The 26,523-nt window shown below is 40.1% G+C and carries 24 protein-coding genes; 4 read left to right on the top strand and 20 right to left on the bottom strand.

Going from position 1 to position 26,523, the window contains the following annotated elements:
- Positions 1-7 precede the first annotated feature (7 nt).
- The 3 genes from QA584_RS04405 to QA584_RS04395 all read right to left on the bottom strand — a co-directional run bounded on the left by QA584_RS04405 (position 8) and on the right by QA584_RS04395 (position 1,654).
- Positions 8-451 (bottom strand): GNAT family N-acetyltransferase, encoded by a 444-nt coding sequence (locus QA584_RS04405; RefSeq protein ID WP_278273289.1) that lies wholly within the window; start codon positions 449-451, stop codon positions 8-10.
- A gap of 98 nt (positions 452-549) precedes the next feature.
- Complete coding sequence (locus tag QA584_RS04400) at positions 550-966, bottom strand: DUF523 domain-containing protein (protein WP_278273288.1); 417 nt, start codon at positions 964-966, stop codon at positions 550-552.
- 34 nt (positions 967-1,000) lie between these two features.
- Positions 1,001-1,654, bottom strand: coding sequence for an HAD family hydrolase (locus QA584_RS04395; protein WP_278273287.1), 654 nt, complete (start codon positions 1,652-1,654; stop codon positions 1,001-1,003).
- 231 nt (positions 1,655-1,885) lie between these two features.
- On the opposite strand from QA584_RS04395, the gene QA584_RS04390 reads away from it, so the two are divergent.
- Positions 1,886-3,184: a LysM peptidoglycan-binding domain-containing protein gene (locus tag QA584_RS04390; RefSeq protein ID WP_278273286.1), complete on the top strand. Its 1,299-nt coding sequence runs from the start codon at positions 1,886-1,888 to the stop codon at positions 3,182-3,184.
- A gap of 251 nt (positions 3,185-3,435) precedes the next feature.
- Here the strand turns inward: QA584_RS04390 and QA584_RS04385 are convergent, their stop codons facing one another.
- Positions 3,436-5,547, bottom strand: coding sequence for a glycoside hydrolase family 36 protein (locus QA584_RS04385; protein WP_278273285.1), 2,112 nt, complete (start codon positions 5,545-5,547; stop codon positions 3,436-3,438).
- A gap of 533 nt (positions 5,548-6,080) precedes the next feature.
- On the opposite strand from QA584_RS04385, the gene QA584_RS04380 reads away from it, so the two are divergent.
- The gene (locus QA584_RS04380; RefSeq protein ID WP_278273284.1) at positions 6,081-7,004 is read left to right on the top strand and encodes an AraC family transcriptional regulator; all 924 of its coding nucleotides are present in this window, start codon (positions 6,081-6,083) and stop codon (positions 7,002-7,004) included.
- 219 nt (positions 7,005-7,223) lie between these two features.
- Here the strand turns inward: QA584_RS04380 and QA584_RS04375 are convergent, their stop codons facing one another.
- The 12 genes from QA584_RS04375 to QA584_RS04320 form a co-directional block, all read right to left on the bottom strand.
- Complete coding sequence (locus tag QA584_RS04375) at positions 7,224-8,309, bottom strand: helix-turn-helix domain-containing protein (protein ID WP_278273283.1); 1,086 nt, start codon at positions 8,307-8,309, stop codon at positions 7,224-7,226.
- A gap of 171 nt (positions 8,310-8,480) precedes the next feature.
- On the bottom strand, positions 8,481-8,705 hold the full coding sequence (locus QA584_RS04370; RefSeq protein WP_278273282.1) for a hypothetical protein: 225 nt from the start codon (positions 8,703-8,705) through the stop codon (positions 8,481-8,483).
- Positions 8,706-8,948: 243 nt separating this feature from the next.
- Complete coding sequence (locus QA584_RS04365; RefSeq protein ID WP_278273281.1) at positions 8,949-11,309, bottom strand: ABC transporter permease; 2,361 nt, start codon at positions 11,307-11,309, stop codon at positions 8,949-8,951.
- Positions 11,293-11,988 carry an ABC transporter ATP-binding protein gene (locus QA584_RS04360; RefSeq protein WP_278273280.1) on the bottom strand — a complete coding sequence of 232 codons (696 nt, stop codon included), beginning with the start codon at positions 11,986-11,988 and terminating at the stop codon, positions 11,293-11,295. The genes QA584_RS04365 and QA584_RS04360 overlap by 17 nt, the downstream gene beginning before the upstream one ends.
- 65 nt (positions 11,989-12,053) lie before the next feature.
- Complete coding sequence (locus QA584_RS04355) at positions 12,054-13,283, bottom strand: sensor histidine kinase (protein WP_278273279.1); 1,230 nt, start codon at positions 13,281-13,283, stop codon at positions 12,054-12,056.
- On the bottom strand, positions 13,280-13,981 hold the full coding sequence (locus tag QA584_RS04350; RefSeq protein WP_278273278.1) for a response regulator transcription factor: 702 nt from the start codon (positions 13,979-13,981) through the stop codon (positions 13,280-13,282). The genes QA584_RS04355 and QA584_RS04350 overlap by 4 nt, the downstream gene beginning before the upstream one ends.
- A gap of 277 nt (positions 13,982-14,258) precedes the next feature.
- Positions 14,259-14,771, bottom strand: a complete 513-nt coding sequence (locus QA584_RS04345; protein WP_278273277.1) for a deoxyuridine 5'-triphosphate nucleotidohydrolase — start codon at positions 14,769-14,771, stop codon at positions 14,259-14,261.
- A 363-nt stretch (positions 14,772-15,134) separates the two neighbouring features.
- Positions 15,135-15,917, bottom strand: a complete 783-nt coding sequence (locus QA584_RS04340) for an MBL fold metallo-hydrolase (RefSeq protein WP_331487838.1) — start codon at positions 15,915-15,917, stop codon at positions 15,135-15,137.
- A gap of 121 nt (positions 15,918-16,038) precedes the next feature.
- Positions 16,039-16,920, bottom strand: coding sequence for a LysR family transcriptional regulator (locus tag QA584_RS04335; RefSeq protein WP_278273276.1), 882 nt, complete (start codon positions 16,918-16,920; stop codon positions 16,039-16,041).
- A gap of 3 nt (positions 16,921-16,923) precedes the next feature.
- A complete protein-coding gene (locus tag QA584_RS04330) occupies positions 16,924-17,265 on the bottom strand; it encodes an arsenate reductase family protein (protein WP_278273275.1) in 342 nt (113 codons plus the stop codon).
- A 37-nt stretch (positions 17,266-17,302) separates the two neighbouring features.
- Complete coding sequence (locus QA584_RS04325) at positions 17,303-17,581, bottom strand: GNAT family N-acetyltransferase (RefSeq protein ID WP_278273274.1); 279 nt, start codon at positions 17,579-17,581, stop codon at positions 17,303-17,305.
- A gap of 204 nt (positions 17,582-17,785) precedes the next feature.
- Complete coding sequence (locus QA584_RS04320; protein ID WP_278273273.1) at positions 17,786-19,159, bottom strand: aldehyde dehydrogenase; 1,374 nt, start codon at positions 19,157-19,159, stop codon at positions 17,786-17,788.
- 274 nt (positions 19,160-19,433) lie between these two features.
- On the opposite strand from QA584_RS04320, the gene QA584_RS04315 reads away from it, so the two are divergent.
- Both QA584_RS04315 and QA584_RS04310 read left to right on the top strand, forming a co-directional pair.
- On the top strand, positions 19,434-21,431 hold the full coding sequence (locus QA584_RS04315; protein ID WP_278273272.1) for an oxidoreductase: 1,998 nt from the start codon (positions 19,434-19,436) through the stop codon (positions 21,429-21,431).
- Between the two features lie 250 nt (positions 21,432-21,681).
- Complete coding sequence (locus QA584_RS04310) at positions 21,682-22,278, top strand: TetR/AcrR family transcriptional regulator (protein WP_278273271.1); 597 nt, start codon at positions 21,682-21,684, stop codon at positions 22,276-22,278.
- A 322-nt stretch (positions 22,279-22,600) separates the two neighbouring features.
- On the opposite strand, the gene QA584_RS04305 is transcribed toward QA584_RS04310, so the two are convergent.
- From QA584_RS04305 to QA584_RS04290, 4 genes are all read right to left on the bottom strand, one after another.
- Positions 22,601-23,224 (bottom strand): peptidase C39, encoded by a 624-nt coding sequence (locus tag QA584_RS04305; protein WP_278273270.1) that lies wholly within the window; start codon positions 23,222-23,224, stop codon positions 22,601-22,603.
- A gap of 56 nt (positions 23,225-23,280) precedes the next feature.
- Positions 23,281-24,156: an ABC transporter permease gene (locus tag QA584_RS04300; protein WP_278273269.1), complete on the bottom strand. Its 876-nt coding sequence runs from the start codon at positions 24,154-24,156 to the stop codon at positions 23,281-23,283.
- A gap of 274 nt (positions 24,157-24,430) precedes the next feature.
- Positions 24,431-25,375, bottom strand: coding sequence for an ABC transporter permease (locus tag QA584_RS04295; protein WP_278273268.1), 945 nt, complete (start codon positions 25,373-25,375; stop codon positions 24,431-24,433).
- Positions 25,368-26,390: an ABC transporter ATP-binding protein gene (locus tag QA584_RS04290; protein ID WP_278275108.1), complete on the bottom strand. Its 1,023-nt coding sequence runs from the start codon at positions 26,388-26,390 to the stop codon at positions 25,368-25,370. Before QA584_RS04290 ends, QA584_RS04295 begins: the two co-directional genes overlap by 8 nt.
- Positions 26,391-26,523 lie beyond the last annotated feature (133 nt).

The following is a 26,523-nucleotide window of genomic DNA, read 5'->3' as shown; positions in this document are numbered from 1 at the left end:
TGACCGGTTAATTTATTATCTTCTTTCCCATTAACACCATATCATCATAACTGCAAAAGCCTCTTTTTTTATAGAATCCTTCTGTCTCCTCTCCTTTGGAGGTAAACAGAATAATCTGATCAATGCCTTTATTCTTTAACCGTAGTTCAAATTCTTCAAAAAGCTTCGTACCAATTCCTTTGCCTCTAAGAGTGTTGTCTACACAAAATTCTTTCACATTAAAATGTACTCCATTATAGTATTGTTCTTTACTGCCTAAAATCATACCTATAATTTTGTCATTTTCACAGCAGACCAACCCATAAGCACCCTCACAATTTATCATCTGGGTCAGTCTTTTTGCTGCTGTTGCTGTTGTCCAGGAATCACACCAGGGCGGAGAATTAAAAGCATTTACATATAATTCTGAAATTTTATCTATGTATTTTAATGTTAAATCAAAGTATTCCATGCAGTATCCCTCTATCTTCTTCCCCCAATTTGTCCGTAATCTTCTCGTTATAACAGTTCTCCAAATATCACAGGCAGCTTAGTCCAGATATCTGGTAATTATATCTCCTTTTCCGTCATCACCTTAATATCATGTTCCTCCAATTTTGCAGCAGTGATACCTTTACCGTCAATCAACTTCCCAGAAAAAGTTCCGTCATAGATTTTACCAAAGCCGCAGGAGGGGCTGTTGCTTTTTAAAATCGCAGTTGTACAGTCCAACAGTTTGGCTATCTTTACGGCTTCCTCCGCTCCTTTTTCAAATTGTCTGGTAACATCAACCTGATCTTTATTTATTGCTCTGCCATTCATTAGCTCCACCGGTGTACGGGGCGTTGTTAAGCCCCCTAGTTGTTCGGGGCAGACCGGGATTAAATTATGGTTGTTCTTTAATTTTACAACCGCCTCATTTAAAATTCCTGTCCCCTGGTATCTGCAATCAACACCTAGCAGACAGGCACTCACCAATATATTCATATTATATCCCTTCCTTTCCATTATACGATTACAATCATTCTTCTCTTACAGGAGGCACAAATAATTCAAGTAATTCCTCCAATTCCGTTACCGTGTAATCCGGTTCATAACTCTCTGACAGAGGATGCTGCATTCCGCCAAAGCCCTGTTTGATCCAGACCGTTATCATTCCGATCTGGTTTGCCGGATAAATATCATTATCCAGCCGGTCTCCTATCATAACTGCTTCACTTGACTTACACCCAGCCAGTTCAAGGGCCTTTAAATAGAATCTGACATCCGGCTTTTCCAAACCTTCTTCTGCTGAAGATAGTACCAGATCTATATCATCCATTAACCCAAAGCCCCTTAGCCGTTCTATCGTTCCCGCCGTTTGGTTGGCTATAACCCCAATTTTGTAATAGGAATGCAGTTCCTTAAGAACACTTTTTGCAGCAGCATAGGGTACCTCCAGTTCTTTTTCATAAGGTTCGTAATAATCGATACCAAAGGATTTTAGCGCAGTTACATAGGGCTGGCAGTAATCCCTGGAAGCCTGTACCATTGCCTCGTATAAATTATCATAAGTAAGCTTCCATTTACTGCCATGAAAGCGGCTTACCGTGTTCTTAATCCGGTTTTCATGACATTTATCTTCATTAATGAGAGTATATCCCACATCAAAAAACAACCATTTCACATTATCCATCAGAGTATCCCTTTCAACCAATATAAATAGTCCGTGAAATTTCTTCCCTCTATCTTATATTAATCTATTTCCGATGAACTATCAACAAAAGTCTCATCCCTCTACCAGGTATTTTCGTACAAGCCCTCAGAAATACCAATAAACTTATCCTGTTAAAGCAAAGATTTTGGAATTAACTAGCTGATTAATCAATACTATAGTAAAAATAAGTAAATACTCAAAGGGGTAACTGTGTATATACATGTTGTACAACCAACTGACACGATTGAATCCATTGCCGCCAGTTATGGTGTTTCTGCTGCCAGCATAATCTTAAGCAACGGACTGATTAATCCCTATAACTTAGTTTCCGGGCAGTCAATTGTAATTGCATACCCCAATCAGACCTATACCGTACAGGAAGGGGATTCCCTGACAGGTATTGCCGCGGCTTTTCAGGTTCCGCTTATGCAGCTGCTTCGAAACAATCCGTTTCTATCAAACAGGGAGTTTATTTATCCCGGAGAGACCCTAATCATCAGCTATAACACCAGCGGAACCATTACCACCAATGGCTTTGCTTATCAGTATATCAACCTGGATACCCTTAGAAAGACTTTGCCTTTCCTGACTTACCTCTCGGTTTATAATTACAGGGCTACCGGGCAAGGAGGTATTGCCAGCTATTATGATGATTCGGAGTTAATAAGGATTGCAAAAGAGTATGGAACCCTTCCTCTTATGTTACTTACAACCCTGACCATCCAGGGTGAACCTAACCTTCAGATTGCCTTTGATATCCTGACAAATGATACTTATCAGAGTCATTTTATAGAAGAAACCCTTACTATTTTAAAAGAAAAAGGATTTTACGGAATTAATATCTTTTTTAATTATTTAACTCCGGACAATCAGAAAATATATGATGATTTTGCGGTAAAATTATCAGACGCCCTGAAGCAGGAAGGATATCTGCTATTTATTACGGTTAATCCTAATGTCAGCCTGACCGGTACTGATATATCCGGTCAAATAGCAGATTATACGAATATTGGCAGTCAGGTTAATAATATGACCTTTCTAAGTCTGATCTGGGGGACAAACAACGGGCCTCCTCTGCCGGTTATCTCTCTTAATGTCATTGACCAATTTCTTAATCATGTTACGGCAGAGGTGAATCCTGGGGTTATTGATGTTGGAATACCAATTATCGGTTATGACTGGCCGCTGCCATATGAGGCAGGTGTAACCGTAGCCAATGCACTAACAATTAATGCATCTTTGACTTTAGCCAATGATGTGGATGCCAATATTGATTTCGACATTAACAGCCAGACTCCGTATTTCTTTTATAATGAGTATAGTATTGATGAACCTATCGAACATATAGTAAGGTTTGTTGACGCAAGAACAATTGATGCTCTGCTGAATTTAAAGATGGTATATGATTTTAGGGGAATTGGTGTCTGGAACATCATGGTGTTTTATGAGCAGCTGTGGTTAATTATCAACTGTCAGTATGAAATAGTGAAACTCCTGTCTGATCAATAAAACGGACCATCCTTCTTATTTTCGCTGATTACCGCAGTGTATAAGCTTCAAAATCCGAGACTTACAGCACTTAACAAAAAGGACCGATGCTTGATCATAGTTTTCCTGCTTTTGCAGTGTCTTCTATCATTGCATATCGGTCCTTTAACTAAAACCCCGTTTCTTACAGTTAAATACTTATAACTTACATTGTGCTTATCCATGTATCATAACTGGAATGGTATGAAGAGGAGGCTGCTTAGTTTGATGAGTTATTCTACTGTTATTTTAAACAATCTTGCCATATAATCCCCGGAAATGGTCACGCCAAGGGAAGACCTTTTATTTTCCCAGTGATAAGGTACTTCGGAATAGGCGGGATAAACACAGCTGACTTTCACCTCCTGACCTTCTAAGGAAGGTACCGGCAGGTTAATGGTATGATTCTCCCCTTCCCTTCTCCACACTGCAAGATAGATAGTTTTATTGCAGGTTAGTCCAAAACTTACCCACTCATCAGAATAGTCAGATAATCCCAGAGGCCATATGGGAAGTCCAGTCTTAAGTTCCTGACGGATGGATTTATAAACATCCAGGGCTTCTTTCACCAAAGCTTTCCGCTCTGGGCTTAAATTCGCCAGGTGTCCGCTTTGATGGATGCGAAGCAGCATGGCATTCACCATATTAAATACTACCTCTTCCTTATCCCCCTGTGCCAGAGGATACGACCAGATTGCACTTTGCTCCGGTGTCAGTCCCGTAGGGGAATTAGCGGCTATCGTACAATAATAGCGGTAATTATCCTGATCGCTGGTTGACTGTATGCTGTAGCGGGACAGCATTGCATAGTCAATTCGAAGTCCTCCGGAGGAACAATTCTCAATGATCAAGTCCGGATATCTGGCAAATACACCGTCCAGCCAGGCAAGATAGGCTCTCTCATGGGACAGCAAGCCCTCCCCTGCACTGTCTGCTTCCCGCTCTGTACCGATTCCAGGTTCAATATTGTAATCCATCTTAATATAGCCGACACCATAATCCTTCACCAGGCGGTCTATTACACTGTCTGCATAGGCGGTAACCTCTGGATTTCTGTAATCCAGCTGATACCTGCTTCTGTCATAAACTTTTTTGCCATGTCTGGTAAAGAACCAGTCCTCTGGGACTTTCTTCGCTATGGGGCAGTTAATCCCCATAACCTCAAGTTCCAGCCACACCCCAGGAATCATGCCTTTTGCCCGAATATAGTCCGTTACTTCTAAAAGACCGCCCGGAAAGCGCTTACGGCTTTCTTTCCATTCACCTACCTCATCCCACCAGTCACCGTCTGCATACCACCCTGCATCAATGCAAAAATATTCACAGCCGGTTTCTGCTGCCGCATCCACTAGTGGAAATTCCTGTTCTGCCGTAGGATCCCCCCAAAGACAGTTCATATAATCATTAAAAATAATCCTCAGGTTTTCATTATCTGCATTGCCACGGCGGATTCGCCTGCGGTACTGGGTAAGACTTCCTACGGCGTCTTCAAAGCCCCTGCCGGTTACACCTACTGCTACCGGTACCGTGGTAAAGGAGTCACCCGGCTTTAAGTGTTTATACCAATGGGAGTAGATTTCATTGGGTCCGCTAATACCCAGATATAAATGTCCGTTCTGATCGCCAATTTCCCAATGCCAGGAACCATTATTTTCAATCTGCCAGATTAGTCCCGTTCCGGTTTCCCTGTTTTCCAGATATGCCATGGGAAGATATTCTTTAGACGACCAGTTGCCTGTATTAGAAACCCTGATCATATTAGAGGAACGCTGCTCCTTCGCCGGCTGTACCAGTTCCATTCCAAGTTCCGGGAGGGTATATTTCTTCCAGTTCATTTCCCTCTGCCAGCTGTTATGAGGCACCCAGATCTGCATTTTTTCATCCCGTTTAAGCTTTCCTTCTTTTTCGATTCCCTCATAATTAAAGGAGGAAATATAGTCAATCGTCTGTATCTCTGCGCCGCCGTTTATTACCTCATTCCAAAATCGTACTACAGGCAGCCCCTTATAAAACTGCATGTGGGCATATACATAAACCTTAGTAATTTCATCCATCAAAGTAAATACCAGTTTACGTCCCTTTTCATTCTGCTCATCAACATGTGCGATATAACGCATATGATAACCCGGCGCGGTGACAATATATTTATTGCCATGGCGCTCATATGGACGGTCATAACCTGCCAGATTCAGTTCTACAAATCGGAACCCATACTCCGTTGAGGATGCTATGATATCCTCTTCTTTAAAAAGTGTTGCACCAAAGTGCAGAAGTTTAAAACATTTATCGTCTGCAATTTCAAATACGGCATGGATACCGTTTTCTAATATAGTAATTCGTTCCATCTTGCTTTCTCCAATCTATCTTTACTTTTATCTTTACTTATACCACTATATCATGGGGCAGTAGTGTTTATGTTCTATCATATATTTTTCTGACCTCACGTTAGTACTCCATATTTTTTTCGTTAATGCTTATTTTCCTTCATCAGTACTGCTTTATATCTTTGTTATGCTTCTTTGTTATGCTTCTTTGTTATGCTTCTTTATATCTTTGTTAATGCTTCCTTAGGTTTATTCGACGGCTCTTTTTTCTGTCCTTTCATAAATGTAGAATACATCCAATTATACTTTTTATTCTAACAGTATGACTGAATTATAAAATGCTTCTAGGCGACAGTTTCTTATCCGTAAGCGACTATTGAAATTTATAGCTGATATGCTATGATAAACGTTAGAATTATATTGATTCCTTGCGAAACATATCGTTATGGAACACTACAAACAATTGATACGAAAATTCAAAGTTTTAGCTGCCTTCCGGGCACATCAGAGTTTACAATTACCTAAGAAATTAAACTGGAAAGGAGATTGATATTATGCATTTTTATCTGAAAACAGACCATTTTCCCAAATCCTCCTTTATGAACCGCAGTATTTATCCGGAGGACTGGATGCATTTTCCCAGGACTCCAGGTGAATTTATGCTGTTTTTAATTAATGACGGGACCTTATATATCCGCGAAGACGATATCAACTATGAGCTGCATACAGGTGATATGCTATTATTAGAACCCGGGCGTTTTCATGTGGGATATCAGTGCTCTTATGTGGACTATTATTTTATTCATATGCCGGCAGATACCTTTGCCGCTGTAAATCTTGAGACTGTCTATGAGCTTAACCGTTATTACAGACAAAATAAACACAACTATTTTAAAGCCAGTCCCTTTGACTATGAACTCTATGATTCCTGTAAGGGGCTGCTGCCTAAGACTATGCATATAGACTCTGCTGCTATGACCACTGTCCGTAGGTCCATGGACGAAGTAATAAAAGCCTTATCTACCAGGGATGCGTTTTACAAGTTCATTTGCTCCAAAAACATTCTGGACATATTAATCTGTTTACTCCGCTGCTATTCTGCACAGACCTTTTCAGAAAGTTCAGAGGCAGAGCCACACTCAAAAGGCGACCTCAGGGTAGACGATATTCTTTTCTATCTGCAGCAAAATTATCACACGAAAATTACTGGAAAAGAACTGGAAACCCGGCTGCATATGAATTTTGACTACTTAAACCGGATATTTAAACAAAAAACCGGAATTACCATATTTGAATATCTAAAAATCCTACGGATTAACAAATCCAAGGAATTGTTAAATAACAGCAATATGAAACTATATGAGATTGCAGCCCTTACCGGCTTTCCCAATGAGTATCATTTCAACCGGGTATTTAGTGATACAGTCGGTACATCTCCCGGGAAATACCGGCGGAAGGTCGCAAGACTCAAGAGCTGACGCGCACACATCCGTGACACTTTTTTATTAAGCCTCCTGTACATCTGACATACCTCCTGCATGGAATACTTTTTATCGTAGAGGATAATTCAGAGAACCTTTTGTATAAAATAAAAGGGTCTGATACAAAATTCATCTCTCAGCAATTTTGTATCAACCCTTTATAATTTTATATAGTTAGCTCAACCTTCGTAGTAAAAAACTTAAAACCAGATTATATCAGCATTTAACCCGGTATTCTTCAATTAATTCTAGAAATTCTTTATTCGTTCGCAGAAAATCATATTCTGTACTGCTTTCCATCGCAGAAAGCGTCACTGGTAATAATTGCTTACCATAGTCTTTTGTATCTTCTTTCTTCTCTTCTTCTTTTCCCTCCACGGTTATAAAGATATGGCGGTACAGGGGAATTTTTTTTAACTCCCAGGGTATCAGCATGGCAGAAAGCATTGATTTTAGAAGGGATATGCTCTCCTCTACTTTCTTTTGTTCAAGCGCAATCTCTAATGGTATAATAAAGCGATTCATACCCCACAATTCAAATAATTCACTAAATTTTCCATTAATCTCTCCCAACCGCGAGGCATTCTGACTGTTTCCTTCCTTTAACTCAATTTTTACTAAATTCACCAAGATACCATATATTTCATTTACTTCCTGTAGTAATTTCCGTTCCAGTAATCCAGCGGCTTCGGCATACTTATTCTGCCTAACCAAAAGTTTGGCCATAAAAAATCTTTTATCCAAATCACTTCGGTCTGGTAATAACTCTAACATTGCCTGGGCTTTCTCATCTTCCATCTGATTCATATATTTCGAAATCAGCATATAAATGGCTTTATTGCGAACCTGTTCATCATCACTTTTGGCAGCTCGCTCATATAAAGCAGTAATTTGCTTCCTATAGGGTTCTTTATCCTCAATTTCTATTCCATACAGCATAAGAGCCCCTTCTAACGTCATTGCCATTGTTTGAATCAGTGCATCACAACTTGGATATTCCTGTATTTTATCCATAGCCATAGTAAAACCACTCTCATAACCATTTTTACGGATTGCCTCCACTACTTCATTACTAAAGTAGCCGATTTCTTTTTCCGAAAGTCCTTCGTTAAAGCATAGCAGTGTATTTAAATCAATTTTTAGTAATCTGGCCAGTGGGGGCAGTAAGGATATATCCGGATAGGTAGTTCCTTTTTCCCATTTATTAACGGCTGGCGCGGTTACTCCAAGATACTCGGCAATCTGTTCCTGGGTTAGTCCGATTTCTTTTCTTTTATCCCGAATAACGATATTCATAGACATATGAATCATCTCCCAATTCTAATATTATGAAAAGGCCTTTCATTGATTATAGTTTACAGGAGAATTCTTGTCTTTGCAATTGAATGGTAGTTAAATAGCAGGCAGGAAAATTAACCATTAGTTAAGATTGCTGTTGGTGAAAATTTTGTCACATACCAAATTCTTTAGATTTTAATTCGTATTTCCCTCAAATGAAACCTTATACTTGTTAAATTCCTTTCCATCTGCATTAAAGATTAGGTTTACTGAGTTTAGGTAATCTTCATCGTTATTGTATAAAGGTTCATGATATATTCCAATCACATCATCATTCATCCAGAGATATACTTTAACTTCTACAACCGGAGGATTTTCTGGAACTTTAACATCCTTTCTAAAACTGAATGTTAAACTCAAATTTTTATTATCATCTAAATCGCCCGTATATTCGATATAATCATCTAAATTATTTAATAACGTTAATGCATCTACATTTTTATCAATAATCGCTTCATTTGTTGACTTTTTACTACATGCAGTGCAACATAAGGCAAGTAAAAAAAAAGTATGAAATATTTTTTCATATAAAACAATCCTCCCCTAATTATTGATTAGTCAAATGCACTTTCACACTCAAAACCATTTCGCTGCTGTTTTCCTTTATTTTGCACTAATGGTATCTACAATCGACATATTGTGAATCCGTTTCGCCGGCCCCCTTACCGCAAATATAACCGAAATAAGTACAATCCCAATGATAATCCCAAGTTCAACAGATGGAAGTTTCCAGTGTTCTCCCCAATAGGATGTTATCATTTTTTCATATAGAAGTTTGTTTAGGAATAATCCTACTATACTTCCGCAGATACCTCCTGATATTGCATAAGTAAATGCCTCTGCAAGAATCATTGTATCAAGCTGTCTGCTGCTAAGACCGATAGCGCGTAATGCACCATACTGCTTTGTACGTGCTGCAACACTCATAGCTGTGCTGTTTACAATATTAAAGATTGTAATTAAGGCAATTAAGGTCATAAATCCATAGAGGAACAGTCCAAAGGAATAAAATGAGCCTATTACGCTGCGATTGCCCAGGCGTTCGTCTGAGAACGTGAATTTCGAACCGGCTAATTTATTAATTTGATTCACATTTTCCTCAGTAGCATTTTTATATAATTGCATATCTATTATGGTATAATCCGTTTGCCCAGTGAGCTGTCGAAAGGTTTTCTCAGAGCAGATAATAGTTCCGACCTCCGGTGCGCTATTGAATGGACTGGAAGAAAGAGAACCAACTATTTTAATATTCCCGGAGCGATTTCCTATGTGCAGAGTAACCAAATCACCCACTTGTATGGTATTCTGCGGTTTAAAAACAATTAATCCGGTATTGTCCTGTTGCATAACCTCATTAACAGAGCCTTTTAGCATATAATCCTTTGCCCATCCAAATTGAGTTTTCTCATAAGAAATCAAATCAACCTTTTTTTCTATGCCATTTACTGTAACCGGCAGGTTGTAAGCAAACATCCGACCGTATGCCCGTTTTACCCCAGGATTTTTTTTGATTTCCCCTAACAGTGAGCTGTTTATAGAACTAGTATTATCAAGGCTTATTATAGATAAATCGGGGGTCCAGGGTTTTAAGGGCCGAAGGGCATGATTCATAAAGTCTATTGTGACTGAAAACGATAGAAAAAGAATGATACTAAGGGAAAAGGAACCGACCATTAATATAAAATTCTTCTTACTTGATTTTGCATGATGGATACCCAGGGCAGTATCTATTTTAAATAATGCAGTATTGGCAGCCCCTTTGACGGGACGTAAATCATTGGCGTTACCTGATACTGCCATCAGCGGTGAAACCTTCGAGGCTTTCTTTGCCGGGGAACGGGCGGCAAGCAAAACTGTCAGAATACCTACAATGATACCGGCTAAAATACTTGGTAAGCTTATGGCAAAGGCAGGCATTCCCATAAAGTAATCCGGGCTTAATACTTTAAGTACCCCACACAATACCCATATTATAACGATTCCCACAAGTATCCCATATGGAATTGCAAATCTGCACCAACTAAGTGCTTCCTTACGAACTAGTTTCATAATCTGTTTTGTTGTTGTGCCAACACAGCGCATCATTCCAAAAAACTCGGTCCGCTGGGTGATGTTGCTGTTAAGACTACTCGTAATCATCATGACACCAGCTAGTAAAACTAATAAAAACAAGATAAAGGCCGAACCATAAATCTGCATCATAAAAGCAGAACCGCTTTGTCCAAGTAAGCCAAGAAGCTTTGTATTTTCACCTACCTGATTTTTGGACAGTCCAAGCTGTGCTTTTAAGTCACGGATTACTTGTTGTATGTTGCAGTGGGTGGAAAACTGCACATAATAGACACTGTTATAATCAGCGGGCTGCCCTTTTGTAACTCCAGGATATATAGAACGGAATTCTTTGGTGGTAAGAAAAACACCAAAAGAATCTTCTTCCAAGTTTTTTGATACATTATTCATAAAGCCTGAAATCGTATAGGAGAGACTTTTTCCCTCCGGCGCAGTTATAGATATCTGATCTCCGATTTTAAGTCCGAGCTTTGTTTTTGCGTTCTCACTAATCAGTGCTTCTTTATCCGTTTTAGGGAATACGCCATCTTTCATAAATCCTGTCTGCATCTTGGCAATAAAACTTTTGTCACTTCCGCCAATAATAACCTTCTTGTCTGCCAACGTATATCCCTGGTCTCCCCGGAAATTAAGGACACCATACCAGGAAAAAGCCGTTACCTCAGGGCGTGCAGAGATTAAAACCGCTTCTTCCTCACTGATATCCTTAAAAACTGCATGCCAGTTTCCATCTTCCATACGTGCCTGCATAATTTGGCTGCGTATGAACATATCAGCCATGCCAAATATAACAGTAACCATAAACACTGCTAAAACAATACAGAAAATGGACATCCTGTTTTGACGTCTATGTACTTTTGCTGAAATTGGGACAAGCTCAAGATAACTTTTCATTCTTTTTCCCTCCCAAATCCGTAAGTACACCGTCTGATACCCGCAGTACACGGTCTACCGAAGCGGTCAGATTGTTATTATGAGTAATCATTACAATGGTCTGCTGGTAATAGCGGGAGGCTTTAACCAATAAATCCATGACATCCTGACTATTTTTGCTGTCTAAATTACCGGTAGGCTCATCGGCAAGTATCAATTTGGGTCTGGTAATCAGTGCCCGCCCGATGGCAACGCGCTGCTGCTGTCCGCCGGATAATTGGCTGGGCAAGTGGTGGCGGCGATCGGTAAGTCCCAAAACTTCCAGGATTTCCTCCACTGCTGCCGGTTCCGGTCTTTGGTAATCTAAAAGAATTGGAAATATTATATTCTGTTCCACTGTTAACTCTGAAATCAACTGAAACGACTGAAAAACAAAACCGATATTACGTCGTCTGAATATTGTCTGCTGTTCCTCTTTCATAGAAAATAAATCTTTCCCATCCATAAAGATGTTGCCGGAGGTGGGCATATCCAGCGCACCGATACAATTTAACAGTGTACTTTTACCAGAACCGGACTCACCGACTACTGCTGCGAATTCTCCCTGTTCCACCGTAAAGCAAACATCCTTTAAGGCCTCTACCAGGCTTTCTCCTTTTCCATAGGTTTTACATAAATGCTCTACTTTTAAAATTTCCATTCTCCAAGTACCTCCTTTTCTTAAAAAGAATATCACGGATGCCTTACAGTCTGGTGAATAGCAGCTTACAATTCTGTAAGAAAGGAAATTACAAACGTAGTTCCCTCATTTAAACTACTGTGAAAAGAGATAATTCCTCCTTGTCCCTCAATAATTGATTTTGTCAGGGACAATCCAAGACCAACACCCTGGGTATCCAGAGATTTTTCACTGTGGTAAAACCGCTTGAAAATATGATGGATATCCTCTGGCGCAATGCCTGAACCATTATCATTTATATATATTCGAAACATAGCCGGAGTGTGTTCCCAGGAAATGCGAATAACACCTCCATAGTCTGTATGATCCAAAGCATTTTTTACAATATTCTCAATGGCTTCACTGGTCCATTGTACATCACAGATAACCGTGTCTTCCCGTGAACCCTCTACTAAAATTTCTTTTCCCTCCTTCTCTGCCCTTGGTTTTAATTCACGGACAGACTGGGAAATCAGTTCTGAAACCGGACAGACCTCCTTTTCAAATACAATACTTCCAGCATCTAAGCGGGTGATTTTTAACATGGCTTGAATCAATTGCTCCATCCGTTGTAGGGCCTGCCCGGTCTTTTCCGAATAAACCTTTACGAGCTCCACATTCTCCGGCTCCTCGGTTATAATTTCATGATACATAATAAGGGCGGTAAGAGGGGTTTTCAACTGATGGGAAATATCTGATATGGTATTCTTTAAAAACTCTTTTGTTTTATGCTCTGTTTCATTTTTCGATTGCAGTATGGTAGCCAGCTGATCGACAGATGCAAAAAGACGGTAGATCGTTCCTTCTTTCATATGGGGTAAATGCTTCGAAAAATCCCCTTCGGTAAAACGGGCAATTACTTGTGTCGCTTGCCCATATAGTTCCTCTCTTTTCTTAAGGAAGGCATATGCTCCCCCAAAGAGCAACACAGCCAATACCATACCTGGAACAAGCATACCAAATCCCATGGTCTGTTTTAGTTCTGAAACAAAGGGAAGAAACCTGCTTGACGTATGTTTGGTAATCCCGAGGGTAACAAGAAACTTTTCTCCCTCCCTGCTGCTTAAGGTATTGGTTATCGCTTTTGCAATGATATCCTTTGATACACCCTGATCTAAAAGAGAGGCCGCAACCGCTCTGTCATGGGATAAAAACATATTTTGAGCGGCTTTCACCCAAGCTGTATACAATAGGGTACCGGATAAAAATAGCAGCAGAAGGAAGAGGGCAAGGTAAATTCCAAAGTTTCTATGCTGTTTATCACGAAAAATATTCATTCAGACACCTCAATCCATTGATAACCAAAACCCCGTACCGTAATCAGATGTTCCGGATGGGAAGGGTCAGCCTCTACTTTTTCACGAAGACGCCTTACATAGACAGAGAGGGTATTATCGTCCACAAAATCTCCCCCGCTGTCCCATAATTCATTCAATACTGCACTACGGGTTACCACCCGGTTCGCATTTCTTACCAGCAGACAGATTAAGCGGTATTCTCCACTGGTCAACTCAAGAGGTTTTCCTTTTAATATGACCCTGCTGCCCAAAAGATCAATTGAGATATCACCACACTTTATAATAGTATTATTATTTTGACTGGATACACCCGTCCGGCGCAGCAGGGCACGGATACGGGAGCAAAGTTCCCCTAAACGAAATGGTTTTGTAATGTAATCATCCCCGCCGCTGTCTAACCCTCTGATAATGTTGACTTCTTCATCCGATGCTGTAAGAAAAATAATTGGTATCTGGCTTCCTTGCTTTCTTACTTTTTCACAAACTTCAAAACCTGTTCCATCCGGAAGTGTTACATCAAGTAACATTACATCATAAGTTCCAAGCTTCGGCAGGAAACTCACCGCCTCTTTTACCGTCCGGACAAGTTCAACCTCAAAGCCGTTCCGGTTTAGTGAGTATTTCAACCCGTCCACTAAGCTAATATCGTCTTCTAAAAGCAAAATTCTATTTGTCATAACTTTAACCCCATTAAACTTTTTCTTTCAGTATATAAGCAGTATCCAATAAAATCAATTAGTTTGCTGTAATTCATAGGAATATCCTGTAAAAGAAGGGGTAGATTCACGCAGACTTTTCATAATACTTGACTAGATAAAAGTATATATTTTACTCAATAATTGCCTAAAGAAAAGCCTGCCGAAAATTCGGCAGGCTTATTTGTAATATGATTTTTTAGGCATCTTCGAGACCTATTATAAGAAATGTCCCCTAAATTAAGAAAGCCAGGTATATTTATTTTGTTGTACTTCCAAATCCACCGTTTCTTATTTCTTTGGCTTCATCATCTATGGTAATGCCATATTCTACAAAGATTCCCTGCATGAATCCGGTTCCTGCCTGGATTTCAACGGTTTTCCCTTCCTTGGTGTCGTTCGTTACCTTAGCAAATATATGACCTTCATTATCCGAATAAAAGTAATCACTGTCTATAATTCCTACGGTATTATTCATCTGAAGGCGGAATTTAAAACCAAGACCGCTTCTTGGATAGCACTTTAGTACCCAGTTTTCTTCTATTTCCACACGGATTCCGGTAGGAATTTTTATTGCTTTGCCCGGTGCCAGGGTGATGTCTATGGGACTATAGAAATCATAGCCGGCAGAACCTGTAGTAGCGCGTTTAGGGAGACCTATGGCTTCATATATTTCCTTTACTTTTATCTCCTCTGTGCCTGGAAATGTATCTACCCAGTCTTTTAAGAATTGTTCATAGCTGACTTTATGGAATTTTGCAATACGTTTCATCTTCATACCTATATGTACTACAGAATATCTGAGTACCACCATAAAAAATTATTTTTTATTATGGTTTCCCTTTCTCTTGTTGTATTTCTAATAACTGTTTCATTACTGTTCATGCTCTTTCAATGTTCTTTACTCTTGTACTGTTCCTTGCTCTTTTACTGTTCCTTACGCTTTCACTGCCCCTTACTTTTTCACTTCTCCTTACTCTTTCACTGCCCCTTACTCTTTCACTGACCCTTACTCTTCACTGTCTTCTTCTGTTTATTCCTACTAAACAGCGAATTACCTTTTATAGTGTTACTTAGACACATAGGGCAATTTGATGCTCAAATCATAATCATTAAATTATAATTTGTTTTCTCTTTAAATCTGTATCATAAACTCCTCAAATGCAAATATACCACTGCCTTGTCTTAGCTTTCCCAGCTTTTCAATTGTTTCAAAGCCTGCCTTTACCTTTTGTATAAAATCAGGCTTAATATCTAAGGCATGATGTGCCGGCAAAATCTTAACCACTTCCAGGCTACTTATTTTATCAACAGATTGCTTAAATTGCAAGGGATTCGTACTGGGATAAAATGCATATAAAGTTCCTTTATAGATTAAGTCTCCGGTAAATAAATACCCTCTCTCCTCTTCCCAAAGGCAAATATGTCCCGGTGAGTGTCCAGGTGTATGTATCACACGGATGCTTCTTTTTCCAAGATCGAATGTATCACCGTCCTTTAGAATTTCTGACGGATTACCTTTAAATACCTGATAGTTATGGATATTAAATTCCTTCGGGGTTAAGCCCGTATTCAGATCTTTTATTACATTGCTTTTAATAACCTGTTCCGGGATTGGAAGCCCTTTTATAAGCCAATGGGCATCTTCTTTATGAACCGCTATATCATGGAAAAGACCATGTCCTCCGATATGATCCCAGTGGGCATGGGTTGTAACAACTTTTATAGGAAGTGCCGTGAGTTTCTCTGCTTCTTCCTTTATATTTCCTATACCAAGCCCCGTATCAATTAAAAGAGCCTTCGTGTCTCCGATTAAAAGATAGGAATGAACCTCTTCCCAGTGACCATATTCACTGATAGCAAAGGTAGTTTCATCAATCTTTTCTATAGTAAACCAATTACTCATTTCATCACTCATTTTTATATCCCCTATTGCATGTCCAAATCTTATTTAGATTAATAAGATATAGAAGCAATCCGTTATCTTATATATACAGATTTTCCCTTTATCTTACACCCTCACTGGTTTGCCCATTGCCTTACTTCATCAGGTCCAGCAGCTCTCTGGCTGCCGTTGATATTGGATTTTTATCACTGGTTATGATACAGAAACTTCTTCCAGGAATCTGCTTTCTGAATTTTAACCGAAATAATTCACCAGAGTCTAAGAACTTTTCCGCAAAGTTACTCACCACAGATCCAATTCCAAGATTCCTTAAGGTAAACTGAACAATCATATCACTGGTAGCAAGTTCAAACTCAGGGTTTAATAAAACCCCGTTATTCCTTAATATTTCATCAATATACATTCTGGTACTGGTATTACTTTCAAGGCAGATAATCGGCAGCTTCTCAAGGTCAGAGTATTCCAGTACCTGATCTTTCAGGTAAGAAAACCTGCTGCCGGCGACGAAGATATCCTCCACTGCTTTTACTTCTCTTGATATTATCTCAGATTTTGCAAAAAAAGGGGCACTTACCACTCCAAAATCAATTTTACCATCATATAAGTATTCCAGGGTTTCCGGTGTCGGCGCATTGGTAACTGTCACTTTAATCCCTGGGTATTTGGTATGAAACGCTTCCAAAAAGGACAGTAGATAGAACTGCAAAGTCATATCACTGGCACCAATACGGATTTCACCATTTTCCAGGTCAATCATTTTCTTGAATTTGGTTTCGCCTAAAAGTATGGTCTCATACCCCCTACTGATATAGGAGTATAAGACCTCTCCCTCCGGTGTAAGTTTCACGCCCTTTTGTGTCCTGACAAAGAGATTGCTGCCTAGATTAGTCTCTAACAGCTTAATCCCCTGGCTTACCGCAGGCTGTGAAATGCACAATTCCTCTGCCGCCTTTGTAAAACTTCCAAAGCCGGCAACATAATAGAATATTTTATAATATTCAAGATTAACGTTCATGAATTAAACCCATTCTTTCCAGATATCCGGCTGATATCCCACCGTAGCCTGTTTTCCATTTCTTACAATGGGCGTTTGAAACATTCCTGGATGCTCTAAGAGCTTTTCTTCTTTATCCGCATCATCGGATAAATATTTTACGTAGTTTTCCTCATATTCCCTGGATTTTTCATTCATCAGCTTACTCATACCGCCGACTGCTGTTTTCACGCTTTTATATTCACCCAGGCTCATGCCGTATTTCCCTAAATCAATAAGCTGATACTTGATTTTTCTCTCTTTAAAATAACGTTCCGCTTTTTTTGTATCAAAGCATTTGGATTTTCCAAATATTTGTATGTTCATAACTACTCCCGTTTCACGAGCTGTCACAGGTCCCCCATTATTGTTCCGCCAGAAGATTCCTGTATTGTTTATTTTTCTCAAACCACATAACGGCATAAGAACAGGTCGGATAAGCCTTTTTATTCTCAGCCATAAGATACTTTACCACCTCTTCCATTAACTTTCCCGCAATCCCCTGTCCTCTTAAGGAGTCATCCACGAAGGTATGGTTAATATTTACCACATCTTTCGTCATATCCGGGAAGGTTACCTCCGCAATCATATTTCCTTCTTCATTTTCTAAATAAATCCTGTTTCGTTCCTGTTTAAACTCCATATTTTCTCCTTTCTGCTAACGTTTATGATAAGTAATTGCGAAACTTAAATTTAGTGTCTGTATACTATACCATTCATGCAAGTTCAATTTCAAAACTGATTCCTATAAAGAGGAGCGATAATGCATTGAAATTGATATGAATTGTATCGTATATTCTAACTAAATGGTTTTGCAAGTACCTAAAAGTTCATGACTTACCTTATATTATTTTAAGAAAAACCTGACCAGTCTATCTTTGGTTTTCGTATAAGGAGGATACCGCATGGGCAAATCCACCCAGTTTGCTTTCTTTATAATACTTTTCTTATGGCTGAAGGTATCAAAACTGTGCCTGCCGTGATAACTGCCCATGCCGCTTTCTCCTGCCCCGCCAAACCCCAGATAAGGAGAGGCCAGATGGATGATGGTATCATTGACACAGCCTCCTCCAAAGGATATATTCTTAAGGATATGCCGTTCCAGCTGTCTATCCGTAGTAAAAAGGTATAGTGCGAGAGGTTTGGGTCTGCCGTTTACATATTCCGTTACTTCTTTTATATGCTTATAAGTCAGGATAGGAAGCACAGGTCCAAAGATTTCTTCCTGCATGATTTTAGAAGCTGGCGTAATATTGTCTAAAAGTGTTGGGGCAATCTGGTATTTATCCGTTTCACTTCCATAACCTCCGGTCAGTATAGTCTCCCCCTCAATAAGGCTCATAATACGTCTGTAATGTTTCTCGTTTATAATCTTTGGATAGTCCGGATTCTGAAACGGATCTTCACCTAAGAATTCTTTTATATATCTTTTCAGATAGGTGATCAGCTCCGTTTTAACTGTTTCTTCCACAAACAGATAGTCCGGCGCTACGCAGGTCTGTCCGGAATTTAACAGTTTTCCAAAGGTGATCCGTTTTGCCGCCAGTTTAAGATCTGCGGTTTTATCAACAATGCAGGGGCTTTTGCCGCCAAGTTCTAAGCTAACAGGAGTAACATGCTTTGCAGCCTTCTCCATAACCAGCTTACCTACCTCCACACCGCCGGTAAAGAATATATAATCAAATTTCTGCTCTAAAAGTTCCTGATTCTCCTGCCTGCCCCCTTGCACTACTGCTACATACTTTGCCGGAAAACATTCTGATAGGATGTCTGCCATTACCTGGGATACTTCTGGTGCATAAGCCGAGGGTTTTAAAATAACGCAATTTCCAGCAGCAAGGGTTCCAACTAAAGGCGTTATACTTAACTGAAAAGGATAATTCCAGGGTGACATGACTAACACCACCCCATAAGGCTCCGAAAGAATAAAACTCCTGCCATAAAACTGAGCAATCGGCGTCTTTACATATTTTGCTGCCGCCCATTTTGGCGTATGCTTAACCAGTGTCTTAATTTCTTCTAACACCATACCAATTTCTGTCATATAACTTTCGGCTTCAGATTTATTTAAATCTTGTTTCAGGGCTGTTAATATCCTGGATTCATTGGTTAAAATTGCTTTTCTTAATTTCTTTAGTGCATTCAAACGAAAACTGACAGGAGTCGTTACTCCCGTCTTAAAATATTCCCTTTGTTTTTTTACAATCTCCTGAATCTCCACGAAATTAGCCTCCTTCTTATTTTATTTTAAAATGATATTTTCTAAAATGCAAGGTATTATTAAAGTAATATCCAAAAAAACCTTATTTAAAAGCTGTTTTTGATCCTTAAATAAAAGCTGTTTTTGATCCTTGACAAATTTTTATCAAAGAGTTAACATGATTATACCGAATGCATTCGATGAATGTATTCTATGAATGCGTTCTATGCGTATTCTGGGATTTACTTTTAAGTTTATTTCAACATTAACTTATTTATGAAAACGGAGGATATTTATGCAGAAAAAGTACAAGAAGCTATTTGAAACAGTTTCCATTGGCAGCTGCTCCTTAAGTAATCGTTTTGCTATGGCTCCCATGGGTCCACTTGGTTTAGGGGATGCAGAAGGGGGCTTTAACCAACGGGGTATCGATTATTACGTAGAACGTGCCAAAGGCGGAACCGGCTTAATTATTACCGGAGTAACCTTTGTTGACAATACCATCGAAAAGCACGACATGCCAAGCTGCCCCTGTTCTACTTATAACCCGGTGCATTTTATTCGTACCGGACGTGAAATGACGGAACGCATACATGCTTATAACTCCAAAGTCTTTTTGCAGTTGTCCGGAGGTTTTGGAAGAGTTACCATCCCAACGAACCTGGGAGAACATCCGCCGGTAGCACCTTCTGCCATTCCTCACAGATGGCTGGATAAAACCTGCCGCCCTCTTTTGAAGGAGGAAATCAAAGAAATCGTTACCCAGTTTGGTAAAGGAGCTTATAATGCCAAACGTGCCGGCTTTGACGGTGTCCAGATTCATGCTGTACATGAAGGTTATTTAATGGACCAGTTCGCTATCTCCCTGTTTAATAACCGTACCGATGAATATGGCGGTAGCCTTGAGAACCGTCTCCGTTTTGCAAAAGAAGTAGTAGAAGAAATAAAAAGAACCTGCGGAGAAGATTTCCCCGTAACCCTGCGTTACAGCGTAAAAAGTTTTATCAAAGACTGGCGTGTGGGAGCGTTACCCGGTGAAGTATTTGAGGAAAAAGGAAAAGACTGCGAAGAAGGCATAGAAGCTGCAAAACTCCTGGCCGGATATGGTTATGATGCCTTGGATGTGGATGTAGGCTGTTATGATGCCTGGTGGTGGAATCACCCTCCTATGTATCAGGAGAAAGGTCTTTATATCCCTTATGCGAAAATGGTAAAAGAAGCGGTGGATGTACCAGTTATCTGCGCCGGCAGAATGGATAATCCGGATCTTGCCATGAAAGCCTTAGAGGACGGAGCCTGTGATATTATATCCCTTGGACGCCCCCTCCTGGCAGATGCAGACTATGTGAATAAACTTAGAAAAGATCAGACTGAATCCATTCGTCCCTGCCTCTCCTGCCACGAAGGCTGCATGGGAAGAATCCAGGAATATTCTGCACTTAACTGTGCGGTAAATCCACAGGCAGCAAGAGAACGCTCCAGCAGACTTATTCCCGCTTTAAGCAAGAAGAAAGTACTCATTATCGGGGGAGGTGTTGCAGGTTGTGAAGCTGCCAGAGTACTTGCCCTTAGAGGCCATGAACCTGTACTTTATGAGAAAACTGACCGTCTGGGCGGCAATTTAATACCAGGTGGTGTACCGGATTTTAAGGAAGATGATCATGCACTGGCCGCTTGGTATGAACATGAACTTGCCACACTGGGAGTTCCTGTCCACAAAAATACTTTAGTGGATGAAGAACTGATTAACGCCTCTAAGGCAGATACCGTTATTTTTGCCACCGGTTCAAAACCAAAGAAGTTCTCACTGGGTCAGGGAAAGGTTCATACTGCCGCTGAAATATTAATGGATGAAGAACCAGCCGGAGACAAAGTAGCTATTATCGGCGGCGGACTTGTAGGCTGTGAAACAGCCCTCTGGTTAAGAGAAAAAGGAAAAGAGGTAACCATCGTTGAAGCACTTCCAAAAATCCTGTCCGTAAACGGTCCGTTATGCCACGCTAATGTTGAAATGTTGGAAGCCTTAGTGCCTTTTAAAGGTATTTCTGTTGTTAGTTCAGCGAAAGCTAAAAATTATGACGGCAAAGTCCTGGAAGTTGAAACAACAGACGGCAGCAAAGAAATCTCTGCCGATACGGTTATCCTGGCAGTTGGCTATACTTCTGAAAATGAATTATACAATCAGATGAAGGATGAATTATCAGACGTTCATATATTGGGAGATGCCGGTAAGGTATCCAATATTATGTATGCCATTTGGGACGCTTTTGAACTTGCAAGCAATATAGATTAAGATTGGCAGCTCCTAAATAAGGCTGTTGCAAATTATAGTATGTTGGTCTTGGCATAGAATAGGGTATATTTTGCAAATATTTCATTCCAAGTTCGCGCGAATATGCAGCTTCATTCACTTTCTTGCAGCCATTCGTCCATACTTTCCACAAAATATTTGTAAACTATAATTCCTATTCTCTTCCAGGCAATTTAGTCTTTGATTTGCAACAGTCCCTTTGATATAATAGCCATAATAAAGGAGAATTTTTATGGCAGAAAAACTTACGAACCGTGCCAGACAGGCACAAAACACCAAGAAACGAATCTATCAATGCGGTATTGGGCTTATGCAGCAGCATGGTTTTGAAAACATAACCGTAGAACAGATTGCAAAAAAATCAAAAGTATCGATAGGAACCTTCTACCACTATTTTCAGTCTAAATTTGATCTACTGGTGGAGATTTACCGGCAGGGGGATGATTTTTTCTTAGAGCATACCCCTGAAATTATAGGAAAAGACGTGTCTTGTCTGGAAAAAATAAAGGATTATTTTTTATTATATGCAAAGCTTTCTTTAAGAGACGGAATTGACAGTGTCAGAAATTTATATGTTCCCACCAACCGCATGTTTATTACCCACGGTCGTGCTATGCAGGATTTGTTAATAGAGATTATAAAAACCGGTCAGGAACGCGGTGAAATAACGAACACACTTCTGCCGGATATTATATCCGAAAAACTATTTATTGCTGCCAGAGGCATTATTTTTGACTGGTGTTTACATGATGGTGAAAGTGATTTAATGACGGATATGGAAGATATTATAGGCAGATTATCAACCTCCTATCTGAATAAGCAGCAATGATTTAGAAGGCTTGAAAAATGGGGCTGTTGCAAAACCGTAAGGTTTTTGAACTTGGGCTTAGAATGGGGATAATGTTTTTTAAAAACATTATCCCCATTCTCACCCAAGTAATTTACTCTTTGAATTTTGAACCGCCTCGTTCTTTTTATATCTATAACTGGACAATTTTACTTATATTTTAAACCTTTCTTACCTCAGTATTAACGTATATACGGTTATACCAGTCTGTACTACTTTAGTTCCTGCTTTAAAAAGAAAACCGTACAATCTCCCTGGGATACCGAAGCCGGTTAAAAGCTTAAGGGTCAAAAAGAGGTTACCGTTATATAAAATATTCAATGGATTTGTCCGGAGTCCTCCTTGTATTAACATTATAAAGCAGCATAATTTCACGTTTCTCCATGGCACCAAGGGTATAATAACCTTTGCCGTCTTTATTCATCAGCTCCATCTTTACCTTGCGGTTCATTTTACATGGGCAGCCTTCTACTCTTTGTACCTCTGTTCCGTCAATGGGCTTCTCCCATTCATAGGGGTCAAAGAGGCACATATAGTCCCTTTCCACATCCGTTAAGAGAATATAATGTTCACAGGTGTCAAGCCATACTCTGGCAACTGCTGCTCCTCCCTGTAAGAGGCATTCCGCGATTTTACTGTTCTTATTAATCCGCACACTATCCCCCATAAGGATTTCGGTATAAACCGGAAAATTCTTTGTCTGGCGGAAATGATTAAACCAGTTGGACAGAAACTGCATCGCCATCCGGGAGGTGCCGCTTTTTCCGTATTCTCCCTGGCTGTTATATTCATCCAGGGTATAAAGATATATGGTTTTTATTATTTCCGGCATAATATCTTCCCGTTCAAACAAATATCGGAATGCATTTATTAAAGTTGTCGGTCCGCAATCGTATTCCGAGGTCTGATAACATAATTGATTCTTCATATAAACTAACATTCCTTTCATTTCGAGCAAGCGTTAATTGTTAAGTTTAAACAGAATTATTTACCGGAAGGATCAAAGGCATCCCTAAGGGCATCCCCAATAAAATTAATGCTGATAACCAGCAGCACAATTAAAAGTCCCGCCGGTATCCAAAGCCATAATTTCGTAGTAAGTACAGATAAGGACTGGGCGCCGTTTAACATATTGCCCAGACTCGCCTGAGGTGGCTGAATACCCATGCCAAGAAAACTTAAGGCTGCTTCATCCAGCATGGATAGTGCTATGACAGAAGTGGCATACACTAGAATCGGTGCCACAGTATTTGGCAGTATCTCTGAAAACAATATATACCTGGTTGGCATCCCTGCTACAAAATCTGCTTGTATATAATTGGTTTCCCGAATCGATAAGACATTGCCTCTTACCAGTCTGGCAACCCCTGGCCAGTCTACAAAACCCAATATTAAAATGATATTCCAAAGCCCCGGTCCGAATATAGCCGCCGAAACCAGTACCAGCAATATATAGGGAAAGGACATAACCATATCCGTAAATCTCATAATGACCATATCAGTCCAGCCCCCAAAATAGCCGGATATCAGCCCTAAGATTACTCCAATTGCCGTGGAAACTGCCGTAGCCGCTATACCTACTAACAGAGAAATCCTGGTTGCGTAAAATAATCTGCTCAAAACATCCCTGCCTACCTGGTCCGTCCCCAAAAGGAATTTGGCAGAAGGGGCTTCACTGAAGCCGCCTGCTATTTTATTAGGATTATGGGGAGCAAGTAATGGTGCAAACAAGGCACAGAGCATAATTACAAGTAAAAAAACCAGACTTGCTACCGCAAGTTTATGCTGAAAAAAACGCTTCATTACCCTGTTGCCTGTTTTTAACTTAGTTTCCGTGGGCTTTTTTATCTGTTTCTTCATTGTACTCCCATCTGTGCGTACAGTGCACTGCGAAATAAAGAAGTTAAGAAAATCACTATTGTTTTCTAAACCTGCCTCTTTCTTATAATATTCCGTATATCCTGCTGTAAGTGAAACAAATATAGGTACTTAGTATCGTTCCTTCACCTAATATGTCTTTCAAATAAAAGATACCTTGAATTATCTTAACCATAGTATTCCACCAAATGATTTATGCAGAAGTTTTCTCACTAAAATAATATTCAGCCAAAGTAATTCCTCTAAGTAGCCCCGCTTAATATTTAATCGTCGGGTCAACCACGGCATATAGTATATCTGTTAGTAAATTAGCAGCCATTACCACGATAGCCGACATCAGACATACTCCCATAATAACGGGGTAATCCCTGTTAATAATGGCACTCATGGTCATCAGTCCCAGACCGGGCCAGCTAAAAATCTGTTCAATTATAATAGCACCTCCGAAAAGAACCGGTATCTCCATACCAAATACAGTAACAATCGGTAACATGGCATTTCTAAGGGCATGTTTGTTGATTACGAGAAACCGTCCGATTCCCTTTGCTTTTGCGGTGCGAAGGTAATCTTTTTGTAGAATTTCAAGCATAGCACTCCGGATATAGCGGATATTGGTGCCGGCCATGGAGGCTGCCAGAACAATTACCGGCATAATCATATGCTTTATAATATCCCAAACATTCTTATCTGCTCCTAACGTGGACATTCCGCTGGAAGGCAGCCATCCAAGCCTTACGGTAAAAATATAAATTAAGATAAGGGATAAAAAGAACCCTGGTATACTGCTGCCTAAAAAGGATAAGGTTACCACGGAGTAATCTCCGATGGAATACTGGCGCACTGCACTATAAATTCCTGCGGGAACTGCAATGATCATACTGACTACCAGAGAAGACGCCATAAGTAACAGGGTCGGTCCAATGTAAGTTCCTATCATCTGGCTTACCGGCTGGTAGTTCTTCATGGAATAACCTAAATTACCGTGGAACAGTTCCTTCAACCAGTGAAGATATTGGATATAGACGGGCTGATCAAGCCCCAGGGCAACTTTCTTTACTTCCAGAGCTGCCTGAGACACTCTGGCACCCTGAATCATTTCCAGGGGACTGCCAGCTAAACTCATAATAAAATAATCAATGATTGTAATACCAAGCAGTACCGGTATTGCAATTAGAATCCGCCTTACTATATATTTAAGCATCTGCCTCCTCCTTTCCCTTAAGGTTATTAGACATAACCGGACAGGCTGCCCTATGAGAGCTTGCGGTGCTAACCGGTGCCAGGACTGGTTCTGCTATTTTACAGGTTTCCACTGCGTAAGGACACCTTGGATGAAATCTGCAGCCGGAAGGTATTAAGGTATTGGAAGGAATCTCCCCCTGCAATATAGTCCTCTCTCTGTTCCGTTCCCTAGGATCTGGTATGGGGGCTGCATTGCATAAAGCCTTTGTATAAGGATGTATGGGGTTGGCAAATAATTCTTTCGCTTCTGCTATCTCCACTATCTTCCCAAGATACATAACTGCGATGCGGCTACTGACATAATTAACGGCATCCAGACCATGTCCGATAAAGAGATAGGTAATGTTTAATTCCTCCTGGAGGTTTTTAAGCAGATTTAGTATCTGGGCCTGTATGGAAACGTCCAGGGCACTTACTGGTTCATCACAGATAATCAGCCTTGGATTTAAGGAAAGTGCTCTTGCTATTCCGATACGCTGTCTTTGCCCACCTGAGAATTCATGGGGATAGCGTTCTTTACTTGTCTTTGGAAGCCCTACCAGTTCAAGCAGTCGGTCAACCTGTGACTCTGCCGTTTTACTGGCACAGATGCCGTGATACAGCATAGGTGCCGAAATAATATCCATAATTCGCTTTCTGGGATTTAGAGAAGAATAAGGATCCTGAAATACCATTTGAATTTGAGTACGGATTTTTTTTAGTTCCCTGGCTGAGATGTCAGTTAACTGAATTCCATCATAGAATATCTGCCCTTTCGTAGGTTTCTCAAGAACTGCCAGCTGACGCCCAATCGTAGATTTTCCGCAGCCGGATTCTCCAACGAGACCAAGGGTTTCTCCTGTATATATTGTTAAATCAACACCATCCACAGCTTTAATCTTCCCTACAGCATGGGGAATGACACCGCCCATAACAGGATAATGTTTTATTAATCCTTTTATTTCTATCAGAGGTACTTTATCCTTCTCCACCAGCCATTCCTCCTGTTTATCCGCTTTGTTATCTTCTCATCAGCCATTTATTTAAGTCATTTATTTTAAGTTGAGCCTGGTATTCACTCATGCTTTTTTCATGTGGTAAAGCAAGACCCAAAAAGCACAAATTCCT

Source organism: Anaerocolumna sp. AGMB13025 (assembly GCF_029689925.1).
GTDB lineage: Bacteria > Bacillota > Clostridia > Lachnospirales > Lachnospiraceae > Anaerocolumna.
The sequence above is the reverse complement of the archived record's forward strand: the minus strand, read 5'-3'. Positions and strand labels throughout refer to the sequence as shown.